The 26,591-nt window shown below is 63.3% G+C and carries 21 protein-coding genes; 10 read left to right on the top strand and 11 right to left on the bottom strand.

Annotation, left to right across the window (positions count from 1 at the left end):
- Window positions 1-535 precede the first annotated feature (535 nt).
- Both rlmKL and E8E78_RS06350 read left to right on the top strand, forming a co-directional pair.
- Window positions 536-2,728 (top strand): bifunctional 23S rRNA (guanine(2069)-N(7))-methyltransferase RlmK/23S rRNA (guanine(2445)-N(2))-methyltransferase RlmL, encoded by a 2,193-nt coding sequence (gene rlmKL, locus E8E78_RS06345; RefSeq protein ID WP_016500782.1) that lies wholly within the window; start codon window positions 536-538, stop codon window positions 2,726-2,728.
- Between the two features lie 94 nt (window positions 2,729-2,822).
- Window positions 2,823-5,213: a GGDEF domain-containing protein gene (locus tag E8E78_RS06350; RefSeq protein WP_114942464.1), complete on the top strand. Its 2,391-nt coding sequence runs from the start codon at window positions 2,823-2,825 to the stop codon at window positions 5,211-5,213.
- Window positions 5,214-5,344: 131 nt separating this feature from the next.
- Here the strand turns inward: E8E78_RS06350 and dacB are convergent, their stop codons facing one another.
- The 8 genes from dacB to E8E78_RS06390 form a co-directional block, all read right to left on the bottom strand.
- On the bottom strand, window positions 5,345-6,802 hold the full coding sequence (gene dacB / locus E8E78_RS06355; protein ID WP_016500780.1) for a D-alanyl-D-alanine carboxypeptidase/D-alanyl-D-alanine-endopeptidase: 1,458 nt from the start codon (window positions 6,800-6,802) through the stop codon (window positions 5,345-5,347).
- A gap of 186 nt (window positions 6,803-6,988) precedes the next feature.
- Entirely contained in the window at window positions 6,989-7,333 is a 345-nt protein-coding gene (locus E8E78_RS06360; RefSeq protein ID WP_016500779.1) for a YggL family protein, read from the bottom strand.
- Window positions 7,334-7,374: 41 nt separating this feature from the next.
- On the bottom strand, window positions 7,375-11,007 hold the full coding sequence (locus tag E8E78_RS06365) for a transporter substrate-binding domain-containing protein (RefSeq protein WP_084967231.1): 3,633 nt from the start codon (window positions 11,005-11,007) through the stop codon (window positions 7,375-7,377).
- 8 nt (window positions 11,008-11,015) lie between these two features.
- Entirely contained in the window at window positions 11,016-11,633 is a 618-nt protein-coding gene (locus E8E78_RS06370) for a response regulator transcription factor (protein ID WP_049274653.1), read from the bottom strand.
- A 285-nt stretch (window positions 11,634-11,918) separates the two neighbouring features.
- Window positions 11,919-13,250 (bottom strand): deoxyguanosinetriphosphate triphosphohydrolase, encoded by a 1,332-nt coding sequence (locus E8E78_RS06375; RefSeq protein WP_059395422.1) that lies wholly within the window; start codon window positions 13,248-13,250, stop codon window positions 11,919-11,921.
- 147 nt (window positions 13,251-13,397) lie between these two features.
- On the bottom strand, window positions 13,398-13,727 hold the full coding sequence (locus E8E78_RS06380) for a hypothetical protein (protein WP_016500775.1): 330 nt from the start codon (window positions 13,725-13,727) through the stop codon (window positions 13,398-13,400).
- The gene (locus E8E78_RS06385; protein WP_016500774.1) at window positions 13,724-14,098 is read right to left on the bottom strand and encodes a phage holin family protein; all 375 of its coding nucleotides are present in this window, start codon (window positions 14,096-14,098) and stop codon (window positions 13,724-13,726) included. The genes E8E78_RS06380 and E8E78_RS06385 overlap by 4 nt, the downstream gene beginning before the upstream one ends.
- Window positions 14,099-14,107: 9 nt before the next feature.
- Window positions 14,108-14,422 (bottom strand): YqjD family protein, encoded by a 315-nt coding sequence (locus tag E8E78_RS06390; RefSeq protein WP_016500773.1) that lies wholly within the window; start codon window positions 14,420-14,422, stop codon window positions 14,108-14,110.
- A 313-nt stretch (window positions 14,423-14,735) separates the two neighbouring features.
- Here E8E78_RS06390 and E8E78_RS06395 point away from each other — a divergent pair, with 313 nt between their 5' ends.
- From E8E78_RS06395 to E8E78_RS06415, 5 genes are all read left to right on the top strand, one after another.
- Window positions 14,736-15,944 carry an ammonium transporter gene (locus E8E78_RS06395; protein WP_049272881.1) on the top strand — a complete coding sequence of 403 codons (1,209 nt, stop codon included), beginning with the start codon at window positions 14,736-14,738 and terminating at the stop codon, window positions 15,942-15,944.
- Between the two features lie 72 nt (window positions 15,945-16,016).
- Complete coding sequence (locus E8E78_RS06400; RefSeq protein WP_049272879.1) at window positions 16,017-16,256, top strand: glutaredoxin family protein; 240 nt, start codon at window positions 16,017-16,019, stop codon at window positions 16,254-16,256.
- Window positions 16,257-16,365: 109 nt separating this feature from the next.
- A complete protein-coding gene (locus tag E8E78_RS06405; RefSeq protein WP_059395421.1) occupies window positions 16,366-16,797 on the top strand; it encodes a D-Ala-D-Ala carboxypeptidase family metallohydrolase in 432 nt (143 codons plus the stop codon).
- Window positions 16,798-16,862: 65 nt separating this feature from the next.
- On the top strand, window positions 16,863-17,171 hold the full coding sequence (locus E8E78_RS06410; protein ID WP_016485613.1) for a hypothetical protein: 309 nt from the start codon (window positions 16,863-16,865) through the stop codon (window positions 17,169-17,171).
- 51 nt (window positions 17,172-17,222) lie between these two features.
- On the top strand, window positions 17,223-18,107 hold the full coding sequence (locus E8E78_RS06415; protein WP_016500769.1) for a pseudouridine synthase: 885 nt from the start codon (window positions 17,223-17,225) through the stop codon (window positions 18,105-18,107).
- Between the two features lie 136 nt (window positions 18,108-18,243).
- Here the strand turns inward: E8E78_RS06415 and E8E78_RS06420 are convergent, their stop codons facing one another.
- A complete protein-coding gene (locus E8E78_RS06420) occupies window positions 18,244-19,809 on the bottom strand; it encodes a PAS domain-containing methyl-accepting chemotaxis protein (RefSeq protein WP_049272873.1) in 1,566 nt (521 codons plus the stop codon).
- Window positions 19,810-20,002: 193 nt separating this feature from the next.
- A complete protein-coding gene (gene acnA, locus E8E78_RS06425) occupies window positions 20,003-22,744 on the bottom strand; it encodes an aconitate hydratase AcnA (protein WP_156858872.1) in 2,742 nt (913 codons plus the stop codon).
- A 224-nt stretch (window positions 22,745-22,968) separates the two neighbouring features.
- Here acnA and rlmM point away from each other — a divergent pair, with 224 nt between their 5' ends.
- From rlmM to pdxB, 3 genes are all read left to right on the top strand, one after another.
- A complete protein-coding gene (gene rlmM / locus E8E78_RS06430; RefSeq protein WP_280312866.1) occupies window positions 22,969-24,033 on the top strand; it encodes a 23S rRNA (cytidine(2498)-2'-O)-methyltransferase RlmM in 1,065 nt (354 codons plus the stop codon).
- A 665-nt stretch (window positions 24,034-24,698) separates the two neighbouring features.
- Window positions 24,699-24,941 carry a sulfurtransferase TusA gene (gene tusA / locus E8E78_RS06435; protein WP_016500764.1) on the top strand — a complete coding sequence of 81 codons (243 nt, stop codon included), beginning with the start codon at window positions 24,699-24,701 and terminating at the stop codon, window positions 24,939-24,941.
- Window positions 24,942-25,001: 60 nt separating this feature from the next.
- A complete protein-coding gene (gene pdxB, locus E8E78_RS06440) occupies window positions 25,002-26,144 on the top strand; it encodes a 4-phosphoerythronate dehydrogenase PdxB (RefSeq protein ID WP_061203813.1) in 1,143 nt (380 codons plus the stop codon).
- A gap of 208 nt (window positions 26,145-26,352) precedes the next feature.
- Here the strand turns inward: pdxB and E8E78_RS06445 are convergent, their stop codons facing one another.
- On the bottom strand, window positions 26,353-26,526 hold the full coding sequence (locus E8E78_RS06445) for a PA1571 family protein (protein ID WP_165605163.1): 174 nt from the start codon (window positions 26,524-26,526) through the stop codon (window positions 26,353-26,355).
- Window positions 26,527-26,591: the final 65 nt, after the last annotated feature.

A 26,591-nucleotide genomic window follows, 5' to 3' on the forward strand; every position in this document is an offset into this window, starting at 1 on the left:
TAATGTCCCGTCGGCCTCTCTGAGGCCGGGCAGAGTCTTTCTGCCGGTTTGCGCTCGCTGCCGGCGTGGCGAGCTGAAAGTGCCGCCTCGTTGCGAAGCGGCCTGAGACCAGTTCTAACGAATGCGAGTCACGGTGTGAATGATCGATTTGTCATAAGCACGTAACCTTTCATAGGGTCAGGGGATAAGTAAATAAATGCGACTTAACCTTATTTGAGGTTTAGCCCGCTATGATCAGGGTTTGCTGATCCTTGACGTCATTTCGCCAGCGTTGCTCGCGGGTGACAGAAATAATTTGAAATGCGACGAAGGGTCACACAGGCCCCTCCATCGCCAGAATTTTTTGTACTGCCTGATGATCTAAGCTGTCTTTGCCACTTGGCCGAGCGCAGATCGGTCAGGCGGCCCGGCCCTTCGCGGCACGCTTATGTGCCAGAAACGGCCACCCGCACGCCTGCTGGAAAGGCATGCGGGCAAACATCGCGTGGCGATGCGTCGCCTCGTCAGTCAAATAGCCCAAGGCTCTGGAATACTCATGTCGGACCGTTTCGAACTCTACCTCACCTGCCCCAAAGGCCTCGAAAGCCTGCTTGCCGAAGAGGCCAAGGGCCTTGGCCTTGACGAGGTGCGTGAGCACACCTCGGCCATTCGCGGCGCCGCCGACATGGAAACCGCCTACCGCCTGTGCGTATGGTCGCGCCTGGCCAACCGGGTGCTGCTGGTGCTCAAGCGCTTCTCCATGAAGAACGCCGACGACCTGTATGACGGCGTCAACGCGGTTGACTGGGCCGACCACCTGGCAGCCGACGGCACCCTCGCGGTGGAGTTCAGCGGCCATGGCTCGGGCATCGACAACACCCACTTCGGTGCGCTGAAGGTCAAGGATGCGATCGTCGACAAGCTGCGCAACCGCGAAGGCCTGCGCCCGTCGGTGGAAAAGATCGACCCTGACGTGCGTGTGCACCTGCGCCTGGACCGTGGCGAGGCCATTCTTTCCCTCGACCTGTCCGGCCACAGCCTGCACCAGCGCGGCTATCGCCTGCAGCAAGGTGCTGCGCCGCTGAAGGAAAACCTGGCGGCAGCAGTGCTGATCCGCTCGGGCTGGCCGCGCATTGCCGCCGAAGGCGGCGCACTCGCCGACCCGATGTGTGGTGTGGGTACCTTCCTGGTCGAAGCGGCGATGATCGCTGCCGATATCGCGCCCAACCTCAAGCGTGAACGTTGGGGTTTCAGTGCATGGCTCGGCCACGTGCCGGCGCTGTGGCGCAAGGTACACGATGAGGCGCAGGCCCGGGCGCAGGCCGGCCTGGCCAAGCCACCGCTGTGGATCCGCGGTTACGAAGCCGACCCGCGGCTGATCCAGCCGGGCCGCAACAACGTCGAGCGCGCCGGTCTGGGCGACTGGGTGAAAATCTATCAGGGCGAGGTCAGTACCTTCGAGCCACGCCCGGACCAGAACCAGAAAGGCCTGGTCATCAGCAACCCGCCCTATGGCGAGCGCCTGGGTGACGAAGCCAGCCTGCTGTACCTCTACCAGAACCTGGGCGAGCGCCTGCGCCAGGCCTGCATGGGCTGGGAGGCGGCGGTGTTCACCGGCGCGCCGCAGCTGGGCAAGCGCATGGGTATTCGCAGCCACAAGCAGTACGCGTTCTGGAACGGCGCCTTGCCGTGCAAGTTGCTGCTGTTCAAGGTGCAGCCCGACCAGTTCGTGACCGGTGAGCGCCGCGAAGCGCAGGCTGACAACGCCGAAATCCGTGAGCAAGCGCCGGTAGCCAGTGAGCCGGCGCGCCTGTCGGAAGGGGCGCAGATGTTTGCCAACCGCCTGCAGAAGAACCTCAAGCAACTGGGCAAGTGGGCCCGCCGCGAGCAGGTTGACTGTTACCGCCTGTACGATGCCGACATGCCCGAGTACGCCCTGGCGGTCGACCTGTACCACGACTGGGTGCATGTGCAGGAGTACGCCGCGCCACGTTCGATCGACCCGGAGAAGGCTCAATCGCGCCTGCTCGATGCCCTGGCAGCCATCCCCCAGGCACTGGGTATTTCGCCGCAGCGTGTAGTGCTCAAGCGCCGCGAGCGGCAGAGCGGCACCCGCCAGTACGAGCGCCAGGCCACCGAGGGCCGCTTCCAGGAGGTGAACGAAGGTGGCGTCAAGCTGCTGGTCAACCTCACCGACTACCTCGACACCGGGCTGTTCCTTGACCACCGCCCGATGCGCATGCGTATACAGCGCGAGGCTGCCGGCAAGCGCTTCCTCAACCTGTTCTGCTACACCGCCACGGCTTCGGTGCATGCGGCCAAGGGCGGCGCACGCAGCACCACCAGCGTCGATTTGTCGAAAACCTACCTCGACTGGGCGCGGCGCAACCTGGCGCTCAATGGCTTTTCCGAGCGCAACCGCCTGGAGCAGGGTGATGTGATGGCATGGCTGGAAGCTAACCGCGACAGCTACGACCTGATCTTCATCGACCCGCCAACCTTCTCCAACTCCAAACGCATGGAAGGCGTGTTCGATGTGCAGCGTGACCACGTACAGCTGCTGGACCTGGCCATGGCTCGCCTGGCCCCGGATGGCGTGTTGTATTTCTCCAACAACTTCCGCAAGTTCCAGCTCGACGAGCACCTGATGGCGCGCTATGCCGTGGAAGAAATCACCGCCCAGACGCTGGACCCGGACTTTGCCCGAAACAACCGGATCCACCGCGCCTGGCGCCTGCAACTGCGTTGAGCCGACGAGGTACATTGCGCGGCTAATGGCCAATAGCTATAAATGTGAGGAGGGCGAGATAATCCGCAGGACGCTGACGTGACGAGATGGGTGTATGTCAAAGTGTGGCGTGCGTGCGCGGTTATTTGGCCTGTGCACAGAAGCGGTGTCCGCCTGGGCGGTGGCGCTGGTGGCTTTGGTGGCGGGCGGCCTGTTGACGGCCGCCCTGGCGCTTGCCGCGCAGACGTTCTACAAGCAGCAGTTGCGCCAGCGTTTCGAGTTGCTGGCCAGCGAGCGCTTCAGCCGCATTGCCGAGCGTTTTGATGAACAGCAGCAGCGCCTGGATGGGCTGCGGCGGTTCTTCAGCTTTTCCAACGAAGTCACCCCGCTCGAATTTGACGGTTACGCCCGGCCATTGCTGCAGCGCACCCTGGCCTACGCTTGGGCGCCGCGTGTCGAAGCCGCGCAACGCACCGAGTTCGAGCGCCATGCCAGTGAGCATTCAGGCACGGCCTATGTGATCCGTGACCAGGACGCACAAGGCCAATGGCGCCCTGCGCCGCTGCGCGACCATTACTTCCCTGTGCTGTATACCCAATCTGGTGAAATGCCAGGGTTGCCTCATGGGCTGGACCTTGCCGGCCAGGCTGCATCCCAGGCTGCCCTGGCACGGGCACTCGGGCCTGGCAGCATGGCGGTGTCCGAACCCCTGGCCATGTACGAGATCCCATCGTACGCGCGTGGCTTGCTGCTGGTGGCGCCGGTGTTTTCCGACGCTAATCCGCATGGCGCAGCGGTAGGATATGTGACGGCCTTGCTGAGCATGCGCGAGCTGGTCAGTGATGGGCGGCCAGTGGCGGCGGATGACAACCTGGTGGTGCGCATCGTTGATCCGTCCGGGTTGCAGGGGCCGGAAGTGATGTTCGATTCGCTGAACCAGGTCGCCCCCTTGTCGCTGGCCAGCAATCAGCAGTTGCACCTGGCCGATCACCACTTCCAGTTGAGCATCCTGCCGAGCCTGGCGTTCGTGCAGGCCAATCGTTCGTCGGCAGTGCTGGCGGTGGTCCTGCTGGGTGGGTTGTTGAGCCTGCTGCTCAGTGCCTTGCTCTACAGCCTGTTCAGCCAGCGCCAACGCGCTTTGGCCCTGGTCGAGCAGCGCACCGCCGAACTGCGGGTCAGCGAGCAGTCGCTGCGCGGCACTCACAACCAGCTGCGCAGCGTGCTGGATGCGGCGACCCAGGTGGCAATCATCGCTACCAACCTCAAGGGTGTGGTCAGTACCTTCAATGCCGGCGCAGAGCGTATGTTCGGCTACCCGGCCAGCGAGGCGATCAGCCAGTTGCGCCTTGAAAACCTGGTGCTGCCCGAGGAACTGAGCCAGCGCGGCCATGCCCTGAGCCTGCGCTATGGTCGCCCGATTGCCGGTGGCCAGGCCATGTTCGCCGAAACGGTGCAAGCGCATGGCGCTGAACCTGGAGAATGGACCTTGTTGCGCGCCGATGGCAGCCAGTTGGTGGCCAACATGCTGGTTACCGCCATGCTGGATGAACAGGGTTTGTGGGTTGGCTACCTGGCCATCTGCATTGATGTCACCGAGCGGCGTCGGGTACACGAGGCGCTGGCGGCGCGCGACCGGCTGCTGGAAAAGCTCAGTGCCGAGGTGCCGGGGGGCATTTACCAGTATCGCCTGGATGCCAACGGCCATTCGTGCTTTCCCTATGCCAGCCAAGGCCTGTACGACATCTACGAAGTGGACCTGCAGCAATTGCGCGAGGATGCCACGCTGGTGTTCGAGCGCATCCACCCCGATGACCTGGACCGCGTGCGCCGCTCGGTGCGTTACTCGGCCGAGCACCTGGCGCCGTGGCGCGAGGAATACCGGGTGTGCCTGCCGCGTGCCGGCCTGCGCTGGGTCCGTGGCGAAGCGACGCCAGAGGTGGGGGGGCAAGGCTGCACCCTGTGGCATGGCTACCTGACGGATATCTCCGACCTCAAGGGTGTGGAGGAGGAATTGCGCGCGTTGTCGGTCACCGACTCGCTGACCGGCATCCATAACCGCCGCTACTTCCAGGACCGGCTCAAGGTCGAACTGGAGCGCGCCCAGCGCGACGGCCTGGCGTTGGCCGTGATCATGCTCGACATCGATCATTTCAAATGCATCAACGACCGCTTCGGCCATGCCATGGGCGACCGGGTGTTGCGCAGCTTGTGCCAGCGTATTGGCCAGCGCTTGCGGCGTACTGATGTGTTCTGCCGGCTGGGTGGGGAAGAATTCATGGTGTTGTGCCCGGGCAGCGATGCCGAGCAGGCGCGGCTGCTGGCGCTTGAGTTGTGGCAAGGGGTGCGCACGGTGCCGGTGGACGGCGTGGGCCAGGTGACCGCAAGTTTTGGAGTGGCGGGCTGGCGGCCGGGGGAGGGCGCCGATGCTTTGCTGTTGCGGGCTGATGCGGGTGTCTATACAGCCAAGCAGGCCGGGCGGGACCGGGTGGAAGGGGAATCCGCCTGATAGCTGCCAGTTGTGGGTACTGGCCCTTTCGCGGCTAAAGCCGCTCCCACAGGATCTTCACAGCACTTGAGGCCTGTGCAGTACCTGTGGGAGCGGCTTTAGCCGCGAAAGGGCCGGTAATGGCTGGCCAATCAGTTGGCCGCGGTGCTGCCGGCCAGCTTCGGCTGGCGATACAGGTCGAGCAGCACCTGGTCGAGCACCTGCGAGGCACCCCACGGTTTCGGGTCGTTGAGGATCGCTGCCACCGCCCAGGTATGGCCGTTGCTGTCGCGGCTGAAGCCGGCAATCGCCCGCACGGTGTTCAGCGTGCCGGTCTTGATGTGCCCCTCACCGGTCATGGCGGTGCGCTTCAGGCGCTTGCGCATGGTGCCGTCCATGCCTACCAGCGGCATCGAACTCATGAACTCGGCAGCGTAGGGGCTCTTCCAGGCAGCCTGCAGCATCTGGGCCATTTCCCGGGTGCTGACCCGCTCCGCACGCGACAAGCCAGAGCCGTTCTCCATCACCAGGTGCGGTGCGGTAATGCCCTTTTTCGCCAGCCATTGGCGCACTACGCGCTGGGCGGCGCGGGCATCGTCGCCATCGGCATCGGTGCGGAACTGCGCGCCAAGGCTCAGGAACAGCTGCTGGGCCATGGTGTTGTTACTGTATTTGTTGATGTCGCGGATCACTTCCACCAGGTCTGGCGAGAAGGCGCGGGCCAGCAGGCGAGCACTCTTGGGCACGTTCTCGATGCGGTCGCCACCCTGGATGCTGCCGCCCAGCTCGTTCCAGATCGCGCGCACGGCACCGGCGGCGTAGGTTGCGTGGTCGAGCAGCGACAGGTAGGTCTGCGAGTTGCAGCCGTCACCCAGCTGGCCACTGACGGTTACGCTGATGCCATCGGCCTGGGGTACCGGGTTGTAGCGCACATCGCCAGTGCACTGCTTCGAAGCCACCGCCTTGACCTGGTTGTCGATACGGATGCTGGCAATCGGTGGCTCGACCGCGACGGTGACTTTGCCCCCATCGTTGCGGGCCACGAAGCGCAGGGCCTTGAGGTTGACCAGCAGCGAATCGGGTTTGACCAGGAACGGCTTGTTTTCATCGCCGCCGTCATCATTGAACTGCGGCAGGTTGGGTTGCACGAAGTGGCTGCGGTCCAGCACCAGATCACCGGTGATGGTGCGCACGCCATTGGCGCGCAGGTCACGCATCAGCAGCCACAGCTTTTCCATGTTCAGCTTCGGGTCGCCGCCCCCTTTGAGGTACAGGTTGCCATTGAGCACGCCGTTGCTCAGGGTGCCATCGGTATAGAACTCGGTTTTCCACTGGAAGGTGGGGCCAAGCAGTTCGAGGGCAGCGTAGGTAGTGACCAGTTTCATGGTCGAGGCCGGGTTTACCGAAACATCGGCATTGAACACGGTCGGCGTGCCGGGGCCGTCCAGCGGCAGCATTACCAGCGACAGGGCTGTGTCCTGCAGCTTGTTGGCCTTGAGCGCCTGCTGCACTTTGGCGGGCAGGGTGGTATTGACGGCGGCGGCCTGGCTGGGCAATGCGAGTGGCAACAGCAGGCTTGCAAGAATGAAGGGACGAAGCGTTTTGATCATAATGGATAAATACCCTGCGGCGAGGGAAAAGGGCATTGGGGCTGTAAGAGATGATGGCCCCACGACGAAAGAGTACGCATTATGCCCCAAGCGTAGCGACGATGCGCCACGTTCGACGGAAAAGCACCGCCAATAAAAAAGGCCACCCGCAAGGGCAGCCTTTTCAGCGATCAAGCCAGGCAGGTATCACTCAGCCTTGTTGATCGGCTTTTCCGGGTACCAGGCGTCCAGCAGCGGGCTGACTTCGATCTTGGTCAGTTCGCTACGGCCCTTCAGCCAGGTTTCAACGGCAGCGCGCTGTTCTTCGCTGGCCGAGCCGCGTTTGACCGAGCACACCAGGCCGTAATCGTCACCGCCTACATAGTCCAGGCCGTTGGCGTCCATCGCTTCTTCCAGGAACGCATCGAGGAAAGCATCGATTGCCTGGTCATCCAGATCTTCCTTGAATTCCAGGTTCAGCTCGAAGCCCAATTCCTGAAACTCGTCGACACACAGTTTTTTGCGCAGACGACGGGAGCGGTTTGTGGCCATGAAACAATCCTCTTAGGTAATAACGCCGCGCAGTCTACCAGTTAACACGTCTGGCTGCCTGCCTGAGTGCATGCGCCGGTGGCCAGCTCCTTGGCCAGAGCCCGTTCTACACGGCACATGTGCCGTGCCAGTGCCTGGCGCCGCAGGCGCAACTGGTGCGTGGGCAGGCCGCGGGCCTCCAGCGCCTCGCAGGCCTGCATCAGGTCGGGGGCTTCCAGCATGCGGGCCGCACTCAGCACCTTGTGGGCCTGCTCGGCAATGGCGTCGCTGTCATGCTCCGGATGCAGCGCCATCAAGCTGGCCAGGTCGGCCTGCAGGCTTTGCTGCAAGGCCTGCAGGAAGCGCTGGCGGTCGGCGGGGTCATGCCCGACCACTGCAGCCAGGCCGTCCAGATGGTAAAGCTTGCGCCGGGGCTTTTGCTGGCGGCGTGGACGAATGCTCGCCAGGTGCTGGCTGAGGGTGCCCAGGCTGATCGGCTTGAGCAGGCAGTCGTCCATACCGGCGCTCAGGCACCGGCGGCGCACCTCTGGCTGCGCGTTGGCGGTATAGCCGAGAATGGTGCAGCGCAGCCGCTTGCCATGACGTTCTTCGGCACGGACGGCGGTCGCCAGTTGGTATCCGTTCATATGCGGCATGTTGCAGTCGAGCACCAACACATCGAAGTCGCCTGCGCGCCAGGCCGCCAGGCCTTCGCGGCCATCGCGGGCGCTGGCGTGCGGCAGGCCCAGGTAGCCGAGCTGCTGCGCCATCAGTTGCAGATTGGCCGGGTGGTCGTCGATCACCAGTACGTTCAGCCGCGGGTCAGGCACATCGAGGTGCTCGAGGAGCGGCGCTGGGGGTGGGGCGGCGTCAATCCGCTGCAGCGGCATCTTCAGGCGCACCTGGGTGCCAACATCTTCCAGGCTCTTGATGGTCAGGCTGCCGCCCATCATTTCGCACAGGCTGCGGCAGATGGCCAGGCCCAGGCCGGTACCGGCACGGGCGCCCTGGCTGTGCGGGTTGGCCTGGATGAACGGATTGAACAGGCGTTGCAGGTCGTCGGCATGGATGCCGATGCCACTGTCGCGCACTTCCAGTTCCAGCACTGCGGGCGTGGTGTTGCCGTCATTCTGCAGACTGACTCCAATACGGACCTGGCCATGCTCGGTGAACTTGATGGCATTGCTCACCAGGTTGGACAACACCTGTTTGAAACGCAGGGGATCGAGCAGTGCGTGGCAGCGTGCGGCGGGTGCAATCCTTACCTCCAGAGCAAGGCCTTTCTGGCGCGCCTGCCCCTCGAAAATACGCCCTACCGATTCGACCAGTGCTGCAAGGTCGACGGCCTCCGGGGCCAGGGACAAGTGGCCAGACTCGATGCGCGCGATGTCGAGAATATCGCCGATCAGGCCCAGCAGGTCCTTGGCTGAATGGTGGGCCAGCTGCAGTGCGCTGCGGTCTACCCGGCCCTGGTCGGCGCGCTTGACTGCCAGTTCGAGCATGCCGATGACGGCATTCATCGGGGTGCGGATTTCATGGCTGATGGTGGCCAGGAAGGTGCTCTTGGCGCGGTTGGCATCGTCGGCCTGCTGCTTGGCCTGACGCAGTTCCATGACCAACTGGCGGCGCTCGCTGATGTCGATCCAGCCGCCGATGATGCCCTGCACCTCTCCCAGCGAGTCGCGGTACGGCAGTATCCAGTGATAGATGGTCATTTCGCGGCCCTTGATCCGCAGTGGCCGGTCCATTATCAACGGCGAGCCTGCCGCCATGACCTTCAGGTAGTCGGCCTGGATCTGCCGGGTTTGCTCTTCGTCGGCAAACAGGCTGCCGTCCAGCTGTTTGCCGATGACTTCGTCGGAGCGGGCCTGCACGGCTTCCAGATAGCTAAAATTGCAGCTTTGCAGGCAGGCCTCGCGATCACGTACGTACATGGGGTGGGGGGTACCGTTGAGCAGGGCGCGCATGAACGCCAGTTGGTCATTCAGTGCTCGTTCGGCGCGTTGGCGCTGGCGGATCTGCAGGCGTAGGCGGGCGTTCCAGAGCAAGGCCAGCAATAGCAGCGCGACCATGCCCAGCACCACCTGCAGAGCAAGCTGGCTGTAGCCTTTGCCGTTGCCATCGTCGTGCTGCCCGAAGCCGCGCCAGCGGTTGTTGATTACCCCCAGCTCTTCTGGCGAAATGCTCAGCAACGCCTTGTCGATGATCGACATCATTGCCTGTGACGGAGTGCTGGTGGCCATGGCGAAGTTGGCGGGCTCGCTGCCCACCGTGGTGCGGATGACCAGCCCAGGGTTGTTGGCCAAGGCATGGTTTGCGTCGAGCAACGTGGTGATCACTGCGTCCACCGCCCCGCTGTTGAGCAATGCCATGGAATAGAACCCGCTTTCGGTCTCGACCCAGCCGATTGTCGGATAGTGCCGCGATAGCTTCGCGTTCATGGCGCTGTAGCGGGTAATGGCCACGCGATGCCCCTGCAACTGCTCCAGGGTGTTCAGGGCCATATCGTCCTTGCGGCCGACCAGCACGAAGGCGCTCTCCAGGTAGGGCCGACTGACTTGCAGGTCTTCGTCGGTCACCGCGCCGGTGGCCAGTGCGGCAATCACATCTGCGCGGCCATCCTTGAGGCGGGCGATCATGTCGGCGATGCCGCTGCTACGCTGCACTTCAAAACGCAAGCCGGTGCGCAGGCTGATGAACTCCAGCAGGTCGGCGGTGATGCCGCGAAAATGCCCAGAGCCATCGAAATACGATAGGGGCGCAGCCGTATCATCGATCGTCACGCGCATCACCGGGTGATCTTGCAGCCATTGTTCCTCGGCGTCGGTCAGTTGCAGCTTGCGCTCGGTCAGCAGCAGGTCGCTGCCGGCGCTCCAGCGCTTGAAGATGCTGGCGCGCAGGGCGGGGGGCTGGCTGTCCAGTGTGGCGTTCACCACCTCTAGCAGCAGCGTGTCCTGCTGGCGCAAGGCAAAGCTGAAGCCGACGGCCTCGTGCTTGCCGAAATTGGCCATGCGCAGACGCGGCAGGTGGCCGCGGTTAAGCAGATAGTGGGTGGAGATGGTATCGCCGATGTACACGTCGGCCTGCCCGAACGCCACGGCGTTCAAGGCCTGGCTGGAGGAGCCAAAGGCCAGCACCTCGGCCATGGGGTAGGTGCTGCGTACCTCCTGCTTGGGCAGGTAATGGTAAAGCATGCCCAGGCGCAGGCCGGCCAGGTCCATGTCGAGCGCCCGGCTTTCGTCTTCGCGTGTTACCAGCACCGGCTGGTCAACGGCATACGGTTGCGACAGCGCCAGGCCGTCGCTGGCCGCTTCGTAGCCATTGGCGCTGCCAAGCAGGTCGATATCACCATGCCTGAGCGCCTCCACCGCCGCCTGCCGACTGGGGAAGCGCAGCACTCGCACGGGTAATTGCAGGGCTGTGCCGATCAGGCTCGCGTACTCGGCGGTGAGGCCCTGGTAGTCGCGGCCGCCACTGGTGATGTCGAACGGCGGGTAGTCTGGCGCCGACGTGCCCAGTACCAGTTCCTGACGGCCTTCGAGCCATTGCCGTTGTTCGGCCGTGAGCATGGGGTGGGTCGGCTTGGCCGATGACCGAGCCAGTAACGTATAGGACGAGGCCCCTTGATAGGTGGCCTGCGCTACGCCGCTAAACAGGAGCAGGGCGAGTAGCAGGCGAGCAATAGGGTGCGGCATGACCACCCTCAGACCAGCGCGTTGCGTTTGGCTATTTCGATCAGGTCAACCAGTGTACTGACCTGCAGTTTGTGCATGAGGCGCTTCTTGTAGGTGCTGACAGTCTTGCTGCTGAGGAACATGCCCTTGGCTATTTCCTTGTTGCTGCGGCCTTGGGCGAAGAGTTGCAGTACCATCAGTTCGCGGTCATTTACCTGGCGGAAAAGTTGCAGCTCGGTATCGGTTGTCTGGTTGTTTTTTATTGCCTGGCTGGGGAAATAGTTGTAGCCGGCCAGCACCGCCTTGATAGCACTGAGCAGTTCGCTCAGGTCTTCCTGCTTGCACACATAGCCTGCGGCGCCGGAGTGCATGCAACGCACGGCAAACAATGCCGGAGACTGGGCGGTCAATACCAGAACCTTCAATGGCAGGGCCATGGCCTGGAAGCGGGAAAGTACCTCCAGCCCGTCTAGCTTGGGGATGCTGATGTCGAGGATGACCAGGTCGGGCGCGGCTTCACGAATCATCTGCATGGCGTCCACGCCATTGTCCGACTCGCCGACGATCTTGTAATTCTGGTTTTCCAGCAACATACGGACGGCCAGGCGGATGACAGGATGATCGTCGACAATAAATATGGAATGCATGTTCAACTTCCCTGCGGGCGATTGAGGGGGACAACCGGCACCTTATCGCAGTTGGAAGTCATCGGGCATGCGAGGGGGGGCGATTCGCTCCTTATGGGAAATGGCTTACAAGATAAAACAAAACGGGCTACGAATTTTTTGTGTTTGACCCAATGTCAAAGCGTCTTTGGTAACTTTTCATGGGCTTTTATTCGTACTGTTTAACTTGCTGTCAGTATATGTAGGAAGTTTCCTGCAATACGCGGTGCAGCACCGGCTGAGGGGCCGTGGCTGCACCGGCGTGATTCAGGTGGGGCTGGAGCGCCCGGTCATTTCGCGGGCCATTTCGCTGGCATAGCTGTCGGTCATCCCGGCGATGAAGTCGATCATGCGCAGGAACGCGCTGTGCAGCGAGGCATGCGGATCCGGGGCATTGTTGCCGATCAGGTCCAGCACCCGGCGGCTCTTGAACGAGGGGGTGCGCCCGCCGTGCTGTTCGAGCGCTGCGCCACAAAAGGTGTTGAGCAGAATCTCCAGGGTGGTGTAGGCGCCGATTTCGTGCAGGGTCTTGCGTTTGTCCTGGAAGATCTTGTTGCGCGCCATGTCCTTGGCCTGCAGCACGCAGCGTTTGGCCGGGCCGTGCATATGCTCCACCAGGTCGCCCGCCAGGTGCCCGGCCAGCAATGCCTGCTGCTGCTCGACGAACGCATGGGCGGCGGCGTTGGTCAGGTGCTCGATAGCCTTGCCACGCAGAATCGCCAGCTTGCGCCGGCGGGAGTCGCGTGGGCCGAGCTGGCGGTAAGTTTCTGGCAGGTCTTCGCCGACCAGGTCAAGCAGCAGCGTTTCGACTTCGGCGTATTCCAGCAACTCCATTTCCAGGCCGTCTTCAAGGTCGATCAGCGCATAGCAGATGTCATCGGCGGCCTCCATCAGGTACACCAGCGGGTGGCGCGCCCAGCGTTGCTCTTCCAGTTGCGGCATGCCGAGCTTGCGGGTGATCTGCTCAAGCAGGGGCAGCTCGCTCTGGTAGCTGCCGAACTTGTGCTTCTTGTAGCCCAGGGCGTCGGCGTGGCGCGCGCTCCAGGGGTACTTCAGGTAAGTGCCGAGGGTGGCGTAGGTCAGCCGCGTACCGCCGTCGAACTGGTGGTACTCCAGCTGGGTGAGTACGCGAAAGCCTTGGGCATTGCCCTCGAAATTCAGGAAATCAGCCCGCTCGTCGTCGCTCATGTCATCCAACCACCCGCGCCCGGCTGCCTGCTGGAACCAGTGGCGAATGGCGTCTTCGCCGGAGTGGCCGAATGGCGGGTTACCGATGTCGTGGGCCAGGCAGGCTGACTGCACGATCATCCCCAGATCGCTGGGGGCGCACCAGTCGGGCAGGTTGTCGCGCAGGGTTTCGCCGACGCGCATGCCGAGCGAGCGACCTACGCAGCTGACTTCCAGCGAGTGGGTGAGACGCGTGTGGATATGGTCGTTGCTGGTAACCGGGTGCACCTGGGTCTTGCGCCCGAGGCGGCGAAAGGCGCCGGAGAAGATGATGCGGTCATGGTCTTTGTGGAAAGGGCTGCGCCCGAGTTCATCGGCGCTGTAGAGAGCTTTGCCCAGGCGTTCACGGGTGAGCAGGGTGTGCCAGTCCAAGGCGCATTCTCCTGTGGATCGAAGGAAGCAGCATATCCTGTAGGAGCAGCCTTGTGCTGCGAAGAGGCCCGTTTAGTCGATACACGTGTGTTACCGGGCCGGCCTCTTCGGAGCACAAGGCAGCTCCTGCAAAGGATTGTGCAGGGCTCAGGGGCGGCGGTTGCCTTGCAGGTACAGGCGCACCAGCGGCAGGAGGCTGCTGCCCAGGCGCACCAGCCGCGCCAGGTTACCGCTGCGCACGCCCTTGCCGGTGAGGAAACCCAGCGCCACCACGGCGCCAATCCCCCACAAAGGCGCATGCTTTATCCCCAGCCCTTCATGCAGCGAGCTGCCCATGCCGCGCACGCGGCGCAGCGGTTCCATCAGTTGGCCGGACTCATGGCGAATTTCCTGGCGGTGCATCTCCATGCGCAGGCGCAGCAGTGCCTTGCGCAGTTCGCGCGGGTTACGGGTGTTTGGCAGTTGTGGCAGGCTCATGGCAACAGGCGCTCCCGGTCCTTGGCGAGTTCGTCGAGGGTGGCCCCGAAGGGCGACGATTCGTCGAACACCGCAGCCTTCAGGCGCAAGCCGCAGTACAGCGCGGCAAGGCCATAGAACACGCACAGGCCGATGATGCCGGCCAGGCGATAACTGTCCCACAGCAGCACCAGCAACAACCCGGAAAGGGCCGTCAGCAGCAACAGGGCAAACACCAGGGCCAGGCCTGCGAACAGCAGCAGGCTCAAGGTGCGGCCCTTTTGCTCCTGCAACTCGATGCCGAACAGTTCGATATGGCTGTGCAGCAGCCCCAGCGCTGCGGCGCCCAGGCGCTTGCCCGAGGCGCTGGCGCCGTTGGCGTCATTCTCCATGGGAACCCCTTAGCGCCGGTTGGCCAGCAGGCCGATCAACAGGCCGACACCGGCCGCGATGCCGATTGCCTGCCACGGGTTTTCCTGCACGTACTGCTCGGCGCTGCCCAGCGCGGCTTGGCCGCGTTCGCGGACAGAGTCCTGGGTCAGTTGCAGGGTTTCGCGAGCCTGGGTCAGGCGGTCGTGAATCTGTTCGCGCAATTCGTCGGCCTGGTCGCCGGCCAGGTTGGCAGTGTCGGCCAGCAGCCGTTCGGTGTCGCGTACCAAAGCCTGGAAGTCAGCCATCAGAATTTCTTGTGCAGTCTTTGCCGATTTGCTGGCCATGGGCCTCTCCCTGTCGATGAGTGATGGTAATTCGAGTAATAGCACGCGCGGAAGGTTCAAGTGCCGGTGCTGGTATGGGCCTTGCTAAGGCATTGCCACGTTGCGGGGCGTCGCTGGCAGCTATTGCGCCGATTCAGGGCGCTAGCGCAGCGGGTACCGATAAACCTTAACCCAATCCTCGACAAACCCAAGAAAAAACCACGCAGGCTCCGACCCGGTCACCGAAACAGGGCAGGGGGCTGGCACCGATTCGGTGCAGGGATGCAGGTTCTTGAACTGTCCTGGTGCCTTTTTCAGCAGGTCTGCCTATTTCATGGAAAACATGCACAGCGCGATGGACTCCCTGGTCCACGGTTCCAATACCCTGTTCATTCTCATGGGCGCCATTCTGGTGCTGGCCATGCATGCCGGCTTCGCGTTCCTCGAAGTGGGCACGGTGCGCCACAAGAACCAGGTCAACGCCTTGTCGAAGATCCTCAGCGACTTTGCCATTTCGGCACTGGTGTATTTCTTCATCGGTTACTGGATAGCCTATGGCGTCAATTTCTTCCAGCCGGCAGCGGCGCTGGCGGTCGACCATGGCTATGCGCTGGTCAAGTGCTTCTTTCTGCTGACCTTCGCTGCGGCGATCCCGGCGATCATCTCCGGGGGCATCGCCGAGCGGGCGCGCTTTGTGCCGCAACTGTGTGCCACGGCGTTGATCGTGGCGTTTGTCTACCCCTTCTTCGAGGGCGTGGTATGGAATGGCAACCTGGGGCTGCAAACCTGGTTGCAGGCCCGTTTCGGCGCGCCTTTCCACGATTTTGCAGGGTCGGTGGTGGTGCATGCCATGGGCGGCTGGCTGGCCCTTGCGGCGGTGCTGCTACTGGGCGCGCGCCGTGGGCGCTACCGCGAGGGCCGGTTGGTGGCGTTTGCGCCGTCGAGCATTCCCTTCCTGGCGTTGGGCTCGTGGATTCTGATCATCGGCTGGTTCGGCTTCAACGTGATGAGTGCCCAGACGTTGCAGGGGGTGAGCGGGCTAGTAGCGATCAACTCGCTCATGGCCATGGTCGGTGGCACCCTGTCGGCCTTGCTGGCCGGGCGCAACGACCCAGGTTTTCTGCACAACGGGCCGTTGGCCGGCCTGGTGGCGATTTGCGCCGGCTCCGACCTGATGCACCCGATTGGCGCACTGGCCACCGGCCTGGTGGCCGGCGCGTTGTTCGTCTGGACCTTCACTGCTGCGCAAAACCGCTGGAAGATCGACGACGTGCTGGGCGTGTGGCCACTTCATGGCCTGTGCGGCGTGTGGGGTGGCATTGCCTGCGGCGTCTTTGGCCAGGCGGCATTGGGTGGCATGGGCGGTGTCAGCCTGATCAGCCAGTTGCTGGGCAGCCTGATGGGCGTTGTGGTGGCATTGGTCGGCGGCTTTGCCGTTTATGGCGCAATCCGCGCGCTGCATGGGCTGCGCTTGAGCCATGAGCAGGAGTTCCAGGGTGCGGACTTGTCGCTGCACCGTATCGGCGCCACCAGCCAGGATTGAGCCAGGTCAGGTGCATGACGGGCGCGACAGACCTAGAATAGGTTTCTCTGCATGTCAAACCGGGACCTGCCCATGCTGCCTGAATGCCAACTGTTCGGCACCCTCGGCTGCCACCTGTGTGAAGTGGCCGAAGCTGTGCTGATGCCTTTCGTCGATCATGGCCTGCTGGTGGAGCTGGTCGACATTGCCGAGAGCGAGCACTTGTTCGAGCGTTACGGCCTGATCATTCCAGTGTTGCGACGCTGCGACAATGCCGCCGAGCTGCACTGGCCGTTCGATGCCGAACAGGTGGTGGCGTTCCTTGGGCAATGAAGGCCGCAGAGGAGTCGCAACCCTGCTCCATGATCTGTGACGCGAGCTGATGATCAGGTGCCGGCGCACTCTGGCGCCGGTACCTCCCTCATCATCGGATTAGTTCGCCATGTTGATCACCCCACATTTCACGTTCGATGAAATGACCGTATCCCAGCTCGCCGCCAGGGACGGATTCGATAACACCCCGCCCCCTGAAGCCAGGGCCAACCTGCAATTGCTGTGCGGTGCGCTGGAGCAGGTGCGCGCACTGTTCGGCGCGCCGATCATCGTCAGCAGCGGTTTTCGCAGCGAGAAGGTCAACCGGTTGATCGGCGGTGCCACGAACAGCCAGCATGTACAAGGCCTGGCGGCGGACTTCACTGTAATTGAAGTCAGCCCTCGGGAAACCGTGCGCAGGATCAGCGAAAGCGCCGTGCCGTTCGATCAACTCATCCTGGAGTTCGACAGGTGGGTGCATCTGTCGGTGGCCCCGGGCACGCCGCGTCGGCAGGTCTTGACCATGCGCAAAGGCAGTGGCTACCTGACGGGGCTGCAATGAAGCGCATTGACGGCGGCAAGGGGATGTTCGTATGCTGTATATAAATACAGTATCGAGGTAAAGCCATGCTCAACGTCGAGCAACTCAAGTACAGCGTCAACCGCATGCCCGTGGATCGGGTGGCTGACGCCGTTCTGGAACTGCGCCTCGAAGGCCTGGTGACCGACGACCGCACGCCGTTCGGTAAAGTGCACTTCAATACCTGCTTCGCCGAAATCGAGGCCTTGTTCCAGCGTGCCGGTTACCACCGCGGGCTGGATGTGGTGGGTTACCAAGGGTTGCTCTATGCCCTTTACGACCCAGGTCGTTGGGAACCGGTGCAGGTGCTGCGCTGGCTGAAGGAACGCAGCGAGGCGATAGTCCAGGCTGGTTGAGGGCGCGGGCTTGGGCGATAATGCGCGGCCGTGAACGTTCCGAGCCCTGCCATGACCGCGCCCTTCGACCCCGCCCGCCAGCAAGCCAGCACGGTGTGCCTGCCCCCCGGTAACTGGGCGACGGTGCTTGATTGCCTGTGCGACCATTTCAAGGCCATCGACCGCGCCCAGTGGCTCGACCGTTTTGCCCGTGGCAGGGTGCTGGATGCCGAGGGCCGGGCGGTTGCCGCCGAGTTACCCTACAAGCGTGGCATGCGTTTGCACTACTTCCGCGAAGTGCCGAACGAGCGGCCGATCCCGGTGCAGGAGGTGGTACTGCACGCGGATGAACACCTGGTGGTGGCAGACAAACCGCATTTCCTGCCGGTGACGCCAACCGGTGAATACGTCGAGCAGACCTTGCTGCGCCGCCTGATCCGTCGCCTGGATAACCCGCACCTGGTGCCGCTGCACCGCATTGACCGGCACACCGCCGGGCTTGTGCTGTTTTCTGCCAACCCGCACAGCCGCAGCGCCTACCAGCGGCTGTTCCCTGAACGGCGCATCGACAAGCGTTACCAGGCCATTGCGGCGGCTTTGCCGCAGCATGCATTTCCACTGGTGCACAAAAGCCGCCTGGTGCATGGCGAGCCGTTTTTCCGTATGCATGAAGTGGAAGGGGAGGCCAACAGCGAAACCCTGGCCGAGGTGCTGGAGAAGAACGGTGAGCTGTGGCGCTATGGGCTGTCGCCAGTGACCGGCAAGACCCACCAGTTGCGCGTGCACATGGCAGCCTTGGGGGCGGGAATCTGCAATGACCCGTTCTATCCGCAGCTGCTTGATGCAGCGGATGACTACCAGCGGCCGCTGAAACTGCTGGCGCAGAGCTTGCGTTTCGAGGACCCGTTGAGCGGCGAAGAGCGCTATTTCGAGAGCCGCCTGCGGCTGGACTGGTAATCCAGCAAGCAGGCATACGCGGTCCTCGTGGGAGCGCAGGCTTCAAGGTCACTCGGTTCCTGTGGGAGCGGCTTTAGCCGCGAACACCGGCAGGGCCGGTGCCATCCACAGCGGTGGAGTGCTTAAGTCGCGAGCATTAGCGGTTGAACCGCTCCACCAGTGAATACTGGCTACCCGCCGTGCTGGTCAGCTCCTCGCTCAGCAGTGCCGAATGCTGCGCCTGTTCGGCGGTCTGGTCGGCCAGTTCGGCAATGGTGCTGATGTTGCGGCTGATTTCGTCGGCCACTGCAGTCTGCTCTTCAGTAGCGGCGGCAATCTGGGTGGCCATGTCGGTGATGTTGGCCACCGCTTCGCTGATCCCCACGAGGGCCTCGTCAGCCTGCATCACACGGTCGACGCCTTCCTGCGCCTGGCGGTGGCCGGTTTCCATGGTCAGCACGGCGTTGCTGGCGGTTTGTTGCAGCTTGGCAATCAGGCCGTGGATCTGCCCGGTGGATTCGGCAGTGCGCTGGGCCAACTGGCGCACTTCGTCGGCCACCACAGCAAAGCCACGGCCCATTTCACCGGCACGCGCCGCTTCGATGGCCGCATTCAGTGCCAGCAGGTTGGTCTGGTCGGCAATGCCCTTGATCACATCGACCACGCCACCAATCTCGTCGCTATCCTTGGCCAGTTGGGTGACCGTCTGACCGGTTTCGCCCACCGCTGCCGACAGGCGCTCAATGGCCTCGCGGGTCTCCCCGGCAATCTGCCTGCCCTGGCTGGTCAGGCGATTGGCTTCTTGGGTGGCATCGGCGGTGCGCTGAACGTGGTTGGCCACTTCCTGTGTGGTGGCGGCCATCTGGTTGACGGCGGCGGCAACCTGCTCGGTCTCCACCCGCTGGCGCTCCAGCCCCGAAGAACTCTTGTGCGCCAGGGCGTCGGACTGACGCGCCTGGTCGCTGAGGTGTTCGGCACTGTCCTGCAGGCGGGTCAGGCAGGTTTTCATGCGGGCATCCTGGCTGAGCATGGCCATTTCCAGGCGCGCCTGTACGCCACGGCTGTCGGTAAACATCTGCGCGATCAGCGGATCGGAGGTGGTCTGCTCGGCCAGGCGCAACAGGCGCTTGAGGCCGCGCTGCTGCCAGCTCAAGCCCAGCAGGCCCAGGGGTACGGATAGCCCGGCAGCCAGGGCAAAGCCCCAGGAATGGCCCAGCCAGTTGCCGATCAGGAAGCCCACCTGGCTGATCAGGATGAAAGGCAACCAGTCCTGCAGCACCGGCAGCCACTTGTCCCTGCGAGGTACAGCTGGCTTGCCCTGGTTGATGCGCTGGTACAGTGCTTCGGCGCGGCGAATCTGCTCAGCGGTTGGCTTGACCCGCACCGACTCGAAACCGACAACCTGGTTGTTGTCGTAAATAGGTGTGACGTAGGCGTTGACCCAGTAGTGGTCGCCGGACTTGCAGCGGTTCTTGACGATGCCCATCCACGGCTGGCCCTGCTTCAGGGTTTGCCACATATGGGCAAACACGGCAGGCGGCACGTCGGGGTGGCGTACCAGGTTATGCGGCGCGCCGGTCAACTCTTCGCGGGTGAAACCACTGATTTCGATGAAGGCATCGTTACAGTACGTGATCACGCCCTTGGCGTTGGTGGTGGAGATCAACCGCTGCTGGGCAGGGAAAGTCCGTTCTCTCTGGGTAATCGGCTGGTTGTTACGCATGGGGTGATAGTCCGCAGGGCTTTGGACAGGTATCGGCAAGGCACTGGTTTTATTGAATGATTATTTAACGTTGCTGCGTTTGGTCCGGCGCTGGAGCTGTGGCGCCTGTGAAATCGAGCGCCGCCCGCGCGGCGCATCGCGGGCGGCGCTCGGTCTCGAGAGCGCCGCAAATTCGCAGCCGTACCTCCCAGCCTCAGCCGGCGATCATCTGTCGCAACACGAAGTGCAGAATTCCGCCGACTTTGAAGTACTCCACCTCGTTCAAGGTATCGATCCGGCACAGCACCTCGATCTGTTCCTGCTGCCCATCTTCGCGGGTGATGCGCAACGGCAGGCTCATGCCAGGGCGGATCTGCGCACCGCTCAAGCCCAGCACGTCGATCCGCTCCTTGCCGGTCAGCACCAGCTGCTTGCGGTCGTGGCCGGCCTTGAACTGCAGCGGCAGCACGCCCATGCCCACCAGGTTGGAGCGGTGAATGCGCTCGAAGCTTTCCGCCAGCACCGCCTTGACCCCCAGCAGGTTGGTGCCCTTGGCCGCCCAGTCACGGCTCGAGCCGGTGCCATATTCCTGGCCGGCGATCACCACCAGCGGGGTGCCTTCCTGCTGGTAGCGCATAGCCGCATCGTAGATCGACATCTTCTCGCCGCTTGGCACGTGAAGGGTATTGCCACCTTCTTCACCCCCCAGCATTTCGTTGCGGATACGGATGTTGGCGAAGGTGCCGCGCATCATCACTTCATGGTTGCCACGCCGCGAGCCGTAGGAGTTGAAATCGCGTGGCTCCACGCCCTTCTCGCGCAGATAGCGCCCGGCAGGGCTGTCGGCCTTGATGTTGCCGGCAGGGGAGATATGGTCGGTGGTCACCGAGTCGCCCAGCAGAGCCAGTACCCGCGCACTGTGGATGTCGGCAATGCGTGGCGGCGGTCCGCCGATGTCGTCGAAGAACGGCGGATGCTGGATATAGGTAGAGTCGGCCTGCCACACGTAGGTGGCAGCCTGTGGTACCTCGATGGCCTGCCACTGCGCATCGCCGGTAAACACTTCGGCGTATTCCTTGTGGAACATCGCGGTATTGACCTTGGCCACGGCCGCCGCAATTTCCTGCTGGCTTGGCCAGATATCCTTCAGGTACACCGGTTGGCCGTCCTTGCCTGTACCCAGCGGGTCGCGGGTCAGGTCCATGCGCACGCTACCGGCCAGCGCGTAAGCCACTACCAGCGGTGGCGAAGCCAGCCAGTTGGTCTTGACCAGCGGGTGCACGCGGCCTTCGAAGTTGCGGTTGCCCGACAGCACCGAGGCGACGGTGAGGTCGGCGCTGCCGATGGCTTTCTCGATCGCTTCGTCCAGCGGGCCGGAGTTGCCGATGCAGGTGGTGCAGCCATAGCCGACCAGGTCGAAGCCCAGTTGATCGAGGTAAGGGGTGAGCCCCGCTGCCTCGAAGTAGTCGGTGACTACCTTGGAGCCCGGCGCCAGCGAGCTCTTGACCCAGGGTTTGCGTTGCAAGCCTTTTTCCAGGGCCTTTTTCGCCACCAGCCCGGCCGCCATCATCACACTGGGGTTGGAAGTGTTGGTGCAGGAGGTGATGGCGGCAATCACCACGGCGCCATCGCGCAGGGTGTGAGTCTGGCCTCCATGGCTGTAGTCGATCTCGCCAGCCTGGTCGGCGTTGCCCACCGCTACACCGCCGCCGCCCTCGCTTTCCAGGCGGCCGACTTCCTTGGCCAGCGGCTTGGGCTGCAGTTCGATGAAATGGTCAAAGGCCTGGCTGACCTGGCCCAGCGCCACGCGGTCCTGCGGCCGCTTGGGCCCGGCCAGGCTTGCCTCGACCTCGTGCATGTCCAGTTCCAGGCTGTCGCTGAACAACGGCTCCTGCCCCGGCAGGCGCCACAGGCCCTGGGCCTTGCAGTACTGCTCGACCAGTTGCACAGTCGCGTCCGGTCGGCCCGACAGGCGCAGGTAGTCCAGGGTCACCTCGTCAACCGGGAAGAAGCCGCAGGTGGCGCCATACTCCGGTGCCATGTTGGCGATGGTCGCACGGTCTGCCAGCGGCAGCTCGGCCAGGCCGTCCCCATAGAACTCGACGAACTTGCCCACCACACCTTTCTTGCGCAGCATCTGCGTTACCGTCAGCACCAGGTCGGTGGCGGTGATGCCCTCGCGCAGCTTGCCGGTCAGTTTGAAGCCGATCACCTCGGGGATCAGCATCGACACGGGTTGGCCGAGCATGGCCGCCTCTGCCTCGATGCCACCGACACCCCAGCCGAGCACGCCCAGGCCATTGATCATGGTGGTGTGCGAGTCGGTACCGACCAGGGTGTCGGGGAAGGCGTAGGTGCGGCCATCGGCTTCACGGGTCCACACCGTGCGGCCCAGGTATTCCAGGTTGACCTGGTGGCAGATGCCGGTGCCCGGCGGCACTACGCGGAAGTTGTCGAAGGCGCTCTGGCCCCAGCGCAGGAAGGCATAGCGCTCGCCATTGCGCTGCATTTCGATATCCACGTTCTCGCCGAAGGCCTGAGGCGTGCCGTAATGGTCGACCATTACCGAGTGGTCGATCACCAGGTCCACCGGTGACAAGGGGTTGATCCGCTGCGGGTCGCCGCCGGCCTTGGCCATGGCTGCGCGCATGGCGGCCAGGTCGACCACGGCCGGCACGCCGGTGAAGTCCTGCATCAGCACGCGCGCCGGGCGGTATTGGATCTCGCGGTCGGAGCGCCGCTCGCTTAACCATTGGGCAATGGCGCGCAAGTCATCGCCGGTGACGGTTTGGCCGTCCTCCCAGCGCAGCAGGTTTTCCAGCAGCACCTTCAGCGACATGGGCAGGCGTTGCAGGTCGCCCAACTGGCGGGCGGCCTCGGTAAGGCTGAAATAGTGATAGGTCTGGTTGCCGACCTGGAGGGTGTTGAGGGTGTTCAGGCTGTCGAGCGAGGGCATTGCCAACTCCTTCTGCGCCGGTGCCCGGCAAATACTCAAGGTCTGCCGGTGTCACCGCTCTGTTTCGATCCGCACGGTACGGACCTGGCTGAGTGGTCAGGTTAGACCGGTTTGCGGCCCCTGACCCTTTTCTGGACCGGCGGGGCGTGTCGCAGGTTCCGAACTTCCTTTATTATCGCCGCCCTGCCGGCGCCTGTTGCGCGCCAGCCGTAGTGGAGTGAGAGATGAATACCCTGTTCATGCATTGCCGGCCCGGTTTCGAGGGCGAGGTGTGCGCCGAAATCAGCGAACATGCCGCCCGTCTGGGTATTGCTGGCTATGCCAAAGGCAAGCCGCACAGTGCCAGCGCCGAGTTTGTCTGTACCGAAGAAGGCGGCGCCGAGCTGCTGATGGGGGCGCTGCGTTTCAACGAGCTGATTTTCCCGCGCCAGTGGGCCCGGGGCGGTTATGTCGAACTGCCGGAAACTGACCGCATCAGTGTGCTGCTGGCGGAGCTGGCCGACTTGCCTGTGTTCGGCAGCCTGTGGCTGGAAGTGCTGGACAGTAACGAAGGCAAGGAATTGTCTACCTTTTGCCGCAAGTTCGAAGTGCCGCTGCGCAAGGCGCTGGAGAAGGCCGGCCGCCTGGTTGACGACGCCAGCCGCCCACGCCTGCTGCTCACCTTCATCAGCGGCCGGCGGGTGTTCGCCGGTGTTGCGCCGGCCAACAACAGTGCCCTGTGGCCCATGGGCATTCCGCGCCTGAAATTCCCCCGCGAGGCACCCAGCCGCTCGACCCTCAAGCTGGAAGAAGCGTGGCATCAGTTCATCCCGCGCGAGCAGTGGGAGCAGCGCCTGGGCGATGACATGACCGGCGTTGATCTGGGCGCTTCGCCGGGTGGCTGGACTTACCAGCTAGTGCGCCGGGGCATGCTGGTGACCGCCATCGACAACGGCCCGATGGCCGAAAGCCTGATGGACACCGGCCTGGTTCAGCACCTGATGGCTGATGGTTTTACCTGGCAGCCGAAGCAGCCGGTGGATTGGATGGTGTGCGACATCGTCGAGAAGCCGGCGCGCACCACCTCGCTGATCGAAACCTGGCTGGGCGAGGGACTGTGCCGCGAGGCAGTGGTCAACCTGAAGCTGCCGATGAAGCAGCGCTATGCCGAAGTACGCCGGCTGCTCGATCGCATGGAGGCGACGTTCAAGGCGCGCAAGATCAGGGTATCGATTGCCTGCAAGCAGCTGTACCACGACCGCGAGGAAGTGACTTGCCACCTGCGCCGGCTCGATCTGAAGCCGCGCTGAGCCCAGGGCGCTGTTCGCGCTCCGCCTGTAGCTCTTGCTTCGGTTTTTGCTTCTAAGCGCGCGGTAGCTCAGGCGACGCAGGTTGCGACTTCAGGAGGCCGAGCGCAGGGGCCGGATGATGGGAGCGGACGGCTTTGGTTACTTTGGCCAAGACCGAAGTAACCCGCCGGAAGGGCGCGAAGGTGACTCAGCGCCACCTGCGCGAACGAATGTCTACACTGTGTTGAGGCCCATCTCGCAAGAAGCTAAAAAGCGGATCTGGCTGTTTTGGTTCAGCGAACAGTCCATTTGTGATGGCGACGCTTACTCACCTTTTCGCCCTTACGGCGAGTCACTTTTTGTCAAACGCGACAAAAAAGTAACCAAAAAACGCTGCGCTCCGATCATCCGGCCCCTGCGCTTCGCTCCGGGGTTCCCTCACTCCGGCCTCGCTCCCGGGAGGACCGCGCTGCAGGCCCCATCCTGGGGCCCAGCGCTTGACGGGCATCCATGCCCGTCACCTCCCTCCGCAAGGCCTGCGTTCGGCCTCCTGAAGTCGCGAAGATCAAAAGCAAGATCAAGATCAAGATCAAGAGCTGGGCTGGCGGGCAGCTGCGCATTTATCAAGCGGTGCTTGGACCGCGTCGCGCTATGCGCGACAATGGCGATCATTTTCGGAGCCCCCCATGACCGATTTCACCCCTGACGCCATCCTCGATGCCACCGGCCTGAACTGCCCGGAGCCGGTGATGATGCTGCACCAGCACGTGCGCGACCTGGCCGCCGGCGGCCTGCTCAAGGTGATCGCCACCGACCCGTCGACCCGCCGCGACATCCCCAAGTTCTGCAACTTCCTCGGCCACGAACTGCTGCAGCAGCAAGAAGACGCCGGTACCTTCCTGTACTGGATTCGCAAGAAAGCCGACTGAAGCGCTCTGGAACACGCCCGACGTTGCGCCTACACTGCGTTCCCCAGACAGGAGAGCGCCATGCTGATAGTTGCCGACGAGAACATCCCGCTGCTCGATGCCTTTTTCCAGGGTTTCGGTGAAATCCGCCGTTACCCCGGCCGAAGTCTCGATGCCGCCAGCGTCAAGGACGCCGATATCCTGCTGGTGCGCTCGGTAACCAAAGTCGACCGCCAGTTGCTCGAAGGCAGCCGCGTACGCTTTGTCGGCACCTGCACCATCGGTACCGATCACCTGGACCTGGACTACTTTGCCGAAGCCGGCATTCGCTGGAGCAGTGCGCCGGGCTGCAATGCCCGCGGTGTGGTCGACTACGTGCTGGGCAGCCTGTTGACGCTGGCCGAGCTGGATGGCGCGGCACTGCCCGAGCGGGTGTATGGCGTGGTGGGCGCGGGTGAAGTGGGTGGTCGCCTGGTGCGGGTGCTGCACGGCCTGGGCTGGAAGGTGCTGGTGTGCGATCCGCTACGCCAGGCCGCCGAGGGCGGCAACTACGTCAGCCTGGAAACCATCGTGCAACAGTGCGATGTGATCAGCCTGCATACCCCGTTGCAGCTCGATGGCGAGCACCCGACCTGGCACCTGTTCGGCCAGGCGCAGCTGGCGCAGTTGCGTCCGGGTGCCTGGCTGATCAACGCCAGCCGTGGTCCGGTGGTGGACAACGCCGCCCTGCGCGAGCTGCTGCTGGACCGTGAAGACGTGCATGCAGTGCTGGACGTGTGGGAGGGCGAGCCACAGGTCGACCTGCAACTGGCCGACCTGTGCACATTGGCCTCACCGCACATTGCCGGCTACAGCCTCGACGGCCGCCAGCGTGGCACGGCGCAGATCTACCAGGCGCTGTGCCGGTTCCTGGGGGTGGACGAGCAGGTGCAACTGGCCGACTTGCTGCCCCGACCGCCGCTGGCGCAAATCGAACTGGATGCCAGCACCGACCCGGCCTGGGCCTTGGCGACCCTGTGCCGCGCCGTGTACGACCCACGCCGCGACGATGCCGACTTCCGCCGCAGCCTGAGTGACGACCCGCAGCAGCAGCGTGCGGCGTTCGACCAGTTGCGTAAGCAATACCCGCCGCGGCGCGAGATTGAAGGGTTGGCGGTGCGCTTGCGTGGGGAGTCGCCGCAGTTGGCGCAGCTGGTGAGTGCCTTGGGGGCGGAGTTGGTCTAAGCAAGTTTTGGAGTTATCTGCGGTTGTGGGAGCGGCCTTGTGTCGCGAAAGGGCCGCAGAGCGGCCCCAGGATTTCAGCAGCGCGGCACGGGTTGCCGGGGCTGCTTTGCAGCCCTTTCGCGACGCAAGGCCGCTCCCACAAGGGCCCAAGCAAACCTGCGGGCAATAAAAACCCGGCGTAGGCGCCGGGTTGCAAAAAATTCGCCGATCAACCTTTGTGTACGCGCTCGACCCTGCTTTCTTCCAGGGCCTTGCAGGCCTGCTGGATCATCTGCTCGGTAATTGGCACTTCGCGCCCCTTGCCGTCGATGATCGAACCGCATGCCTGGGGTGGCGGGGTGGTCTGAGGCTTCTGGTGGTCACTGCCATGCTGCAAGCTCATGTACTGTCTCCTCTTCAGGTTCAAGTTCAGGGTAGCCCTGCGCCGTGACTGGCCTGTGACAGCTT

The organism is Pseudomonas sp. BN505 (genome assembly GCF_029873175.1).
In the GTDB taxonomy this organism is placed as follows: domain Bacteria; phylum Pseudomonadota; class Gammaproteobacteria; order Pseudomonadales; family Pseudomonadaceae; genus Aquipseudomonas; species Aquipseudomonas putida.